The sequence below is a fragment of the Sphingobium sp. ba1 genome, assembly GCF_000743655.1.
In the GTDB taxonomy this organism is placed as follows: Bacteria; Pseudomonadota; Alphaproteobacteria; order Sphingomonadales; family Sphingomonadaceae; genus Sphingobium.
Genome location: NZ_JPPQ01000069.1, coordinates 2094915 through 2102603, shown reverse-complemented (window position 1 = coordinate 2102603; position 7689 = coordinate 2094915). Strand labels below are relative to the sequence as shown.

The 7689-nt window shown below is 66.5% G+C and carries 9 protein-coding genes; 8 read left to right on the top strand and 1 reads right to left on the bottom strand.

The window, feature by feature from the left end; genetic code table 11:
- The 5 genes from IL54_RS24205 to IL54_RS13250 all read left to right on the top strand — a co-directional run.
- Nucleotides 1–240: cytochrome c biogenesis protein CcmA (locus IL54_RS24205; RefSeq protein WP_037478646.1), on the top strand; the 240-nt coding region annotated here is incomplete at its 5' end.
- Nucleotides 237–884, top strand: coding sequence for a heme exporter protein CcmB (locus IL54_RS13265; RefSeq protein ID WP_037476293.1), 648 nt, complete (start codon nucleotides 237–239; stop codon nucleotides 882–884). The genes IL54_RS24205 and IL54_RS13265, both read left to right, overlap by 4 nt.
- 90 nt (nucleotides 885–974) lie before the next feature.
- Entirely contained in the window at nucleotides 975–2375 is a 1401-nt protein-coding gene (locus tag IL54_RS13260) for a BNR repeat-containing protein (RefSeq protein ID WP_037476291.1), read from the top strand.
- 106 nt (nucleotides 2376–2481) lie between these two features.
- A complete protein-coding gene (locus tag IL54_RS13255; RefSeq protein ID WP_037476290.1) occupies nucleotides 2482–3384 on the top strand; it encodes a DMT family transporter in 903 nt (300 codons plus the stop codon).
- 49 nt (nucleotides 3385–3433) lie between these two features.
- Nucleotides 3434–4372: a cupin-like domain-containing protein gene (locus IL54_RS13250; protein WP_037476289.1), complete on the top strand. Its 939-nt coding sequence runs from the start codon at nucleotides 3434–3436 to the stop codon at nucleotides 4370–4372.
- Nucleotides 4373–4387: 15 nt separating this feature from the next.
- On the opposite strand, the gene IL54_RS13245 is transcribed toward IL54_RS13250, so the two are convergent.
- Nucleotides 4388–4666, bottom strand: coding sequence for a chorismate mutase (locus IL54_RS13245; protein WP_037478645.1), 279 nt, complete (start codon nucleotides 4664–4666; stop codon nucleotides 4388–4390).
- 106 nt (nucleotides 4667–4772) lie between these two features.
- Between IL54_RS13245 and IL54_RS13240 the strand changes: the two genes are divergently transcribed.
- The 3 genes from IL54_RS13240 to IL54_RS13230 form a co-directional block, all read left to right on the top strand.
- The gene (locus tag IL54_RS13240; protein ID WP_037478643.1) at nucleotides 4773–5801 is read left to right on the top strand and encodes a polyprenyl synthetase family protein; all 1029 of its coding nucleotides are present in this window, start codon (nucleotides 4773–4775) and stop codon (nucleotides 5799–5801) included.
- A gap of 134 nt (nucleotides 5802–5935) precedes the next feature.
- Nucleotides 5936–6715: a TSUP family transporter gene (locus IL54_RS13235; protein ID WP_037476288.1), complete on the top strand. Its 780-nt coding sequence runs from the start codon at nucleotides 5936–5938 to the stop codon at nucleotides 6713–6715.
- 37 nt (nucleotides 6716–6752) lie between these two features.
- The coding region (locus IL54_RS13230; RefSeq protein ID WP_037476286.1) for a DEAD/DEAH box helicase at nucleotides 6753–7689 on the top strand (937 nt) is incomplete at its 3' end.

The window sequence follows — 7689 nt, the reverse complement described above, 5'->3', positions numbered from 1 at the left end:
CAGCGCAAGCGCGCGATGCTGGCGCGAGTGATCGCCAGCAATACTCCCATCTGGCTGCTCGACGAGCCGGGCAACGGGCTGGACAGCGCCTCGACCGACCTGCTCGGCGCAGCGGTGGCCACGCATCTGGCGACCGGCGGCATCGTCGTCGCCGCCTCGCACCAGCCGCTGCCGATGACCGCCCCGCTGACGTTAGCGCTTGCCGACTATCTGCCCGGCGCCCTGGAAGACACGCTGTGAGGCTGCTTTGGCTCCTCGCGCGGCGCGATCTGGCGCAAGCCTGGGCATCGGGTGGCTTGTGGCTCCCCGTCGCCTTCCTCCTGCTCGTCGCCAGCCTCTATCCCTTCGCGGTCGGCCCGGACGCCGCGCTGCTGGCGCGCACCGGCGGCGGCATGCTGTGGATCGCCGCGCTGCTCGCCAGCCTGTTGCCCGTCGATCGCCTGATCGCGCCGGACCGGGACGCCGGGATATTGGACCAGATCGCGCTGCGCGGCATCGGCGAGGAGATGGTCGTCCTCGCCCGACTGATCGCCCATTGGCTGGGCTTCGGCCCGGCCCTGATGATCGCGACCCTGCCCGCCGCTGCGCTGCTGAAGCTCGACGGCGGCACCATCTGGATGCTGGAACTCGGCCTGCTGGTCGGCACCCCCGCGCTCGCCGCGCTCGGCCTGCTGGTCGCCACGCTGACCGCTGGCCTCCGATCGAGCGGCGCGCTGGCCGGCCTGCTCGCCTTGCCGCTCGCCGTGCCGCTGCTGATCTTCGGCGCAGGCACGCTCGGCGACGGCAGCGGCGCAGCCCTCAAATTCCTCGCCGCCGCCTCGCTCCTGCTGGTCGCCCTCACCCCCTTCGCAGGCGGCGCAGCGATCCGCGCGGGGCGGGAATAGGGGCAGTCGCTAAAGTGCCGATGCAACCCTTTGCCCGTCGGCCGGGTTTGCCTGACGGTACCGACATGACGACACGAAGGACATGACAGCATGATGCGCCAGCTCCGCCCCCTTTCCGTTGCTGTCGCCTTTGCGATCGCCGCCTGTGGCTCCGGCGCGCAGTCGGCGTCCAACTGCGCCGTGATCAGCCCGCAATCCGGTTCCAACACCGTAACCGTGGGTGAAACCTGGGCGGGCGTCAGTACAGGCGCCGGGTCAGCCACGACTCGCGATGGCCGCCTCGTCGTCGCTTATTATGATCCCGAACGCTATCTGACGGTCGCGACCTATGATCCACGCTCCGGCAAACGGTGCAGCCAAAGGCTGGAATCGCGCTTCGCTGGCTGGGACGCGCATAATGCGCTGGTCGTGGCCATCGACCGCAACGACCAGATCCATGTGTCGGGCAACATGCATGATAGCGCGCTCGTCTATGCGCGTGGCCCGGTCAACGACCTTGGCAAGCTGCGGCTTCTGCCCATGACCGGCCGGAACGAAAAGGCGGTTACCTATCCGCGTTTCATGCAGGATAGCCGGGGCAATCTCCTCTTTCTCTATCGCGACGGCAGTTCGGGCAACGGCATATGGCGGTTGAACCGATGGCAGGACGGGCAGTGGCAGCATCTCGGCGCGCTCTTTGCCAACCGGGACGAAAAAGGCCCGGTAAGCGCCTATCCCAGCGATTTCGTCCAGGATTCGAACGGCCGGTTCCATGTCACAGTGGTCTGGCGCCGCACGCCGGACGTGGCCACTAACTTTGCGGTGACCTACGCCTCTACCACCGATTTCCGGTCCTGGTGGGTCGGCAGCGGGGGCAAAAGCGCGACGGGGCCGTTGGCACCCGGCACCATGCAGCGCGTCGATGCGCCTGGCGAAGGCAAAGGCCTGGTCAACAACGCCAAGATCGCGATTGCGCCATCGGGCCAGCCCCTCATCCTCTACACCAAATATGGCGAAGGGGGCCGTAATGCCGTGTTCGTCGCCCGCTATGACGGGCGCGGCTGGGTGTCGAAATCGATTGCGACCGCCAGCAAGCGAAACGAAATCAAGGGTGGAGGGTCCATCCCCGACATGCCGACTGCGGCATTCCTCGACGAGGAAGTCCGTGGCGGCGCTATGCGGGTATGGGCGCTGCCTTCGCGACAGGATCGCAAAGACCTGATCCTTGACCCCGTCAGCTTGAAGACGGCACCGTGGCGTTCTGCCGCCAAGGACACGGTCTATACGCCAGCCAGGCCGCCGGCGATCGCCATCCCGACGGGTCTGGATGATGCCACGAGGGTCTCGACAACCGTTCGCCAGAATGGCGTAAGCGGCCCCGCGCAGGGGCAACTCTATTGGTATGCGCAAAAATCGAACCGGGATCGCGCCCGCACCTGCACGCCCAAGGCGCCGCGTGCCTGCAACCCGCCGCCATCGCCCCTGATCTGGATGCCCCAGACCGGCCGATAGTCCCCGTCGCCATTATCGCGTTGGAGGAAAATGGACGACTTAGGGCGCGCCCGTTTCCGGCCTGCCCTCGCTCGACATTATCCTGCCGTTGCGCCAAAGGCGCGTGATGTTCGCGCTCGCCGCCTCGATCCTGTTCGTCCTCATCTGGTCCACCGGCTTCATCGTCGCGCGTGCCGTCGTGCCGCATGGTGCGCCCGAACTGGTGCTGGCGATCCGCCTCACCCTCACGACCCTGCTGCTCGGCGGCGCAGCGCTCTACGCGCGGCAGGCGTTGCCGCACGGGCGGCGGCTCGCCCTGCATCTCGGCGCTGGCGCGATGTTGCATGGCGTCTACCTGACAGTCAGTTGGTGGGCGGTCAGCCATGGCATGCCCGCAGGCGTCATGTCGCTGCTCGGTTCGCTCCAGCCGTTGATGGTCGCGGTCGCCAGCGTCGCGCTGTTGGGCGACCGGTTGCCTGCCCGCGCATGGTCCGGCCTTGCCATCGCCATCGCCGGGGTCGCCTGCGTCCTCCTGCCCATCATCCTGCGCAGCGGCGCGGGATCGGTCAGCCTGATCCCGGCGGTCGCGGGAATCGTCGCTGTCATCGGCATGACCGGCGGCACGCTCATCCAGCGCGGCGCGATCGCGGGCGACCCGATCCTGATTTCGGGCACAGTCCAGAATGCGGGCGGCGCGCTGGTCGCCATCGCCGCGACGCTGATCGTGGGCGAATGGCGTTGGGACAATGACCCGGTCCTGTGGCTCGGCCTTGGCTGGTCGATCTTCGGCCTGTCCGCCGCGGGCCTCAGCCTGCTCGTCTGGCTGGTGCGGCATCAGGGACCGACCGCCATGTCGATGCTCCTCCTCCTCGTTCCCCCGCTCGCCGCGATCGAAGCCTGGCTGCTGTTCAACGAACGGCTCGGCCCGATCCAGCTGATCGGCTTTGCCCTGGCGCTGGGCGGTGTCCTGCTCGGCCGTTCGCGCGGCAAGCGGCCGCCCGTTGCCGACCCCGCCGAAACCGTCACCTGATTGTCATCCTCTGCAACAGGCCCGTCATGATCGGGCGATAAGGGACAATATGGCCAAACCTCCCCCCTCCCGCCCCTTCCCGCCGGTCGACATGCGGATGCAGATGGCCTTGCGACAGACCGGCTTCGACGCGATCAAGGATCCGCCCAAGACCGCGCCACCCGCGCCCGATCTCACCCGCACGCTGCGCCGCCGCGAATGGCTGCTCGACGTGATGGAGCGGCAACGCGCCCTGTCTCCCTACGCCTCCGGCCTGCTGACGGCGGAAAATCTGTCGAGTGAGGATTTCCTGCACAGCTTCTACGCGACCGGACGCCCGGTGCTGATCAAGGGTGCGCTGGCAGACTGGCCTGCCCTCACCCGCTGGACGCCCGACTATCTGGCCGATGCGGTGGGCGACGCGACCGTGGAATATCAGGGCGGCCGCACCGCCGCTGGCGACTATGAACTGATGAAGGACCGCCACCGCCAGCGCGGCCCGTTCCGTGCCTTTATCGACCTGGTGCGCGATGGCGGCAACGACGCCTATCTCACCGCTTATAATAGCGCGGCGAACGGCCCCGCGCTTGCCCCGCTGCAATCCGATCTCGGCACGATCGATGCTTATCTGACCCCAGCACCCGGCATGTTGTGGATCGGCGGCGAGGGCGCCTTCACCCCGCTCCATTTCGACCTCACCAACAATCTGCTGGCGCAACTGACCGGCACCAAGCGCATCGTCCTGATCCCGCCATCGCAGACCAGGCACCTGGCCCATCGCCGCCATGTGTTCAGCGACGTGCATGACGTGACCGCCCCCGCGCGACTGGCCGCCCATCCCGCGGCACGCGACATCTTGCGCTATGATCTGGTGCTGACGCCCGGCGACCTGCTCTTCATTCCCATCGGCTGGTGGCATCAGGTCCGGTCGGAGAGTTTCTCCACCATGCTGACCTACACCAATTTCCTCTGGCCCAATGCCGGGCATGAAAGCTACCCGGCGGATTGACCGCCGCGCAGGGGATCAGCCGTCCCGCAACTGCTCATGATGGCGGATCACTTCATCAATGATGAAGCGCAGGAATTTCTCGGTGAAATCCGGGTCCAGCTTCGCGTCGAGCGCCAATTGCCGCAGCCGGGCAACCTGCCGCTCCTCCCGCCCCGGATCGGCGGGGGGCAGCGCATGGGTCGCCTTATATTCGCCCACCGCCTGGGTCACCTTGAACCGTTCGGCCAGCATGAACACCAGCGCCGCGTCGATATTGTCGATGCTTTCGCGATAGCGTTGCAGCATGTCGGTCACGGGATGCTCCTTTGGTTCCACTCGCAGGCTTTTTGCGCCATATGGCCCTACAGGCAAGCTATTCCCGCTTGCCTTTAGCTTTTTGCACCGCCACATGGCGCTTGTCATGACAGCACCCGCCCCCGGTAACGTCCACCCGATCGGCCGCGCCAAGAGCGCGCCATCGCTGGCCCCCATCATGAATCTGGTTGCCGACGGCATGAACCAGGTCAACGCCGTGATTCTGGACCGGATGCAATCGCGCATTCCGCTGATCCCGGAACTGGCAGGGCATCTGATCGCTGGCGGCGGCAAAAGGCTGCGCCCGATGCTGACGCTCGCTTGCGCCGACCTGGTCGGCTATGCGGGCAGCCGCCATTACAAGCTCGCCGCCGCCGTCGAATTCATCCACACCGCCACCTTGCTGCATGATGATGTCGTCGATGGCTCTGGCCTGCGCCGGGGCCGCAAGACCGCCAACATCATCTGGGGCAACAGCGCCAGCGTGCTGGTCGGCGACTTCCTCTTCTCCCGCTCCTTTGAGCTGATGGTCGAGGCGGAATCGCTCAAGGTGTTGAAGATCCTGGCCAATGCCTCGGCCGTAATCGCGGAGGGCGAAGTCAACCAACTGACCGCCCAGCGCAATATCGACACCAGCGAAGACCATTATCTCGACATTATCGGCGCCAAGACCGCCGCGCTCTTCGCTGCCGCCTGCCGCATCTCCGCCGTGGTCGCCGACCGCGATGACAAGGAGGAGCATGCGCTCGACGTCTATGGCCGCAACCTTGGTATTGCCTTTCAGCTCATTGACGACGCGATCGACTATGAGTCGGACGGCGCGACCATGGGCAAGGATGCGGGCGACGACTTCCGCGATGGCAAGGTGACGCTGCCCGTCATCCTCGCTTATGCGCGCGGCGGCGATGAGGATCGCGCTTTCTGGAAAGCAGCAATCGCAGGCCACAAGATCAGCGACGACGATCTCGCCCACGCCACCGGCCTGCTGCGCCGCACCGGCGCGATCGCCGACACGCTCGCCCGCGCGCGCCACTATGGCCAGCGCGCGATCGATGCGCTTGGCATGTTCGACAATGGCAAGGCCAAAGCCGCGCTGACCGAAGCGGTAGAATTCGCGACCCTGCGCGCCTATTGAGGGTTTGGGCCTGTATTTCGTCTAACCCAACACACCCCGTTCGCCCTGAGCTTGTCGAAGGGCCTTCCTTGAGAAAGTACAGGGCTTCGACAGGCTCAGCCCGAACGGGATGAGGCGGACAGGCCAAGCAGCCCATGATCCTGACCCCCGAAACCATCGCCTTCCTCATGGCCGCCGCGCTGATGGCTGGCTGTATCGACGCGATGGCGGGGGGCGGGGGCCTCATCACCCTGCCCGCGCTGATGGCGGCGGGCATTCCCCCGGTTCAGGCGGTCGCGACCAACAAGTTGCAAAGTTGTTTCGGCACCTTCGGCGCATGCCTCGCCTATGCCCGGCGCGGGCATATGGACCTCAAAACCTATAAAGGCCCGGTGATCGCTGCCTTTATCGGTTCGGTCGGCGGCGCATGGCTGCTGCAACGAGTCGATCCCTCGATCCTCGCAGGGTTGATGCCCGCGCTGCTGATCATCATCGCCGCCTATTTCACCTTCTCGCCCAAGCTCGGCGACGCCGACCGACATGCCCGCGTCGGCATGTGGGCGCTCAGCGGGCTGGTCGGCGTCATCGGCTTTTATGACGGTTTCTTCGGGCCGGGTGCAGGCGCTTTCTACACCACTATCTTCCTGGCCTTGGGCGGCCTGTCGATCCTGCGCGCCACTGCCCAGACGAAAGCCGCCAATTTCGCCAGCAATGTCGCGGGCCTGCTCACCATGGTCGCGGGCGGCCATGTGCTGTGGATCGCGGGCCTGACCATGGCGATCGGCAGCATCATCGGCGGCCAGATCGGCTCACACCTCGCGATGCGCTTCGGCTCCACGCTCATCAAGCCGTTGCTGATCATCATGTCGCTCGCGCTGACCACCAAGATGCTGATCGACCCCAAAAACCCGATCCACATCTACCTGTTCACTTGATCTTGCCCACAGCGCCAAATGGCCCGATGGAACGGCCATGACCGCCCTGCCGATCCACGACGTCCTGCCCGACCTGCTGGCTGCGCTCCGCACCGGCAGCAACGCCGTGCTGGTCGCGCCACCCGGCGCGGGCAAGACGACGGCGGTGGCCCCAGCCCTGCTCGACCAGCCCTGGTGCAGCGGACAGATACTCTTGCTCTCCCCCCGCCGCCTCGCCGCCCGCGCCGCGGCCGAGCGGATTGCCGAAATGCTGGGCGAACAGCCCGGCGGCACGGTCGGCTATGCGACGCGGATGGACAGCAAGCAATCGGCCCGCACCCGCCTGCTCGTGTTGACCGAGGGCATCTTCGTCCGGCGCATTCAGGACGACCCCGAACTGGCGGGCATATCCGCAGTCCTGTTCGACGAGGTCCATGAACGCAGCCTCGACAGCGATTTCGGCCTCGCCCTCGCGCTCGACGCGCAGGAAGCCTTGCGCCCCGATCTGCGCATCCTGCCCATGTCCGCCACGCTCGACGGCGCGCGATTCGCCGCCCTGCTGGGCGACGCGCCAGTGATCGAGAGCGAGGGCCGCATCCAGCCGCTGGACCTGCGCCATATCGGTCGCAACGCCGAAAAGCGGATCGAGGATGAAATGGCCGCCGCCATCCGCCGCGCGATCAGCGAGGAAGCCGAAGGCGACCTGCTCGCCTTCCTGCCCGGCGTGCGCGAAATCGAACGGACCGCGGAGCGGATCGACGGCGGCCTGTTCGACGTCCATCTGCTGCACGGCTCGCTCGATCCGACCGCCCAGCGCGCCGCGATTCGCCCGTCCCGCTCCGGCGTGCGCAAGGTCATTCTCGCCACCTCCATCGCCGAAACCAGCCTGACCATCGACGGCGTGCGGATCGTGGTCGACAGCGGCCTCGCCCGCCGCCCCCGCTACGACCGGGCCGCCGGCGTAACCCGCCTCGTCACCGAACGCGCGAGCCAAG

Excerpts from the sequence above, each read along its gene's own strand:
- IL54_RS13260 (WP_037476291.1), top strand. The coding sequence starts at position 975 with ATGATGCGCCAGCTCCGCCCCCTTTCCGTTGCTGTCGCCTTTGCGATC.
- IL54_RS13255 (WP_037476290.1), top strand. The coding sequence starts at position 2,482 with ATGTTCGCGCTCGCCGCCTCGATCCTGTTCGTCCTCATCTGGTCCACC.
- IL54_RS13250 (WP_037476289.1), top strand. The coding sequence starts at position 3,434 with ATGGCCAAACCTCCCCCCTCCCGCCCCTTCCCGCCGGTCGACATGCGG.
- IL54_RS13240 (WP_037478643.1), top strand. The coding sequence starts at position 4,773 with ATGACAGCACCCGCCCCCGGTAACGTCCACCCGATCGGCCGCGCCAAG.
- IL54_RS13235 (WP_037476288.1), top strand. The coding sequence starts at position 5,936 with ATGATCCTGACCCCCGAAACCATCGCCTTCCTCATGGCCGCCGCGCTG.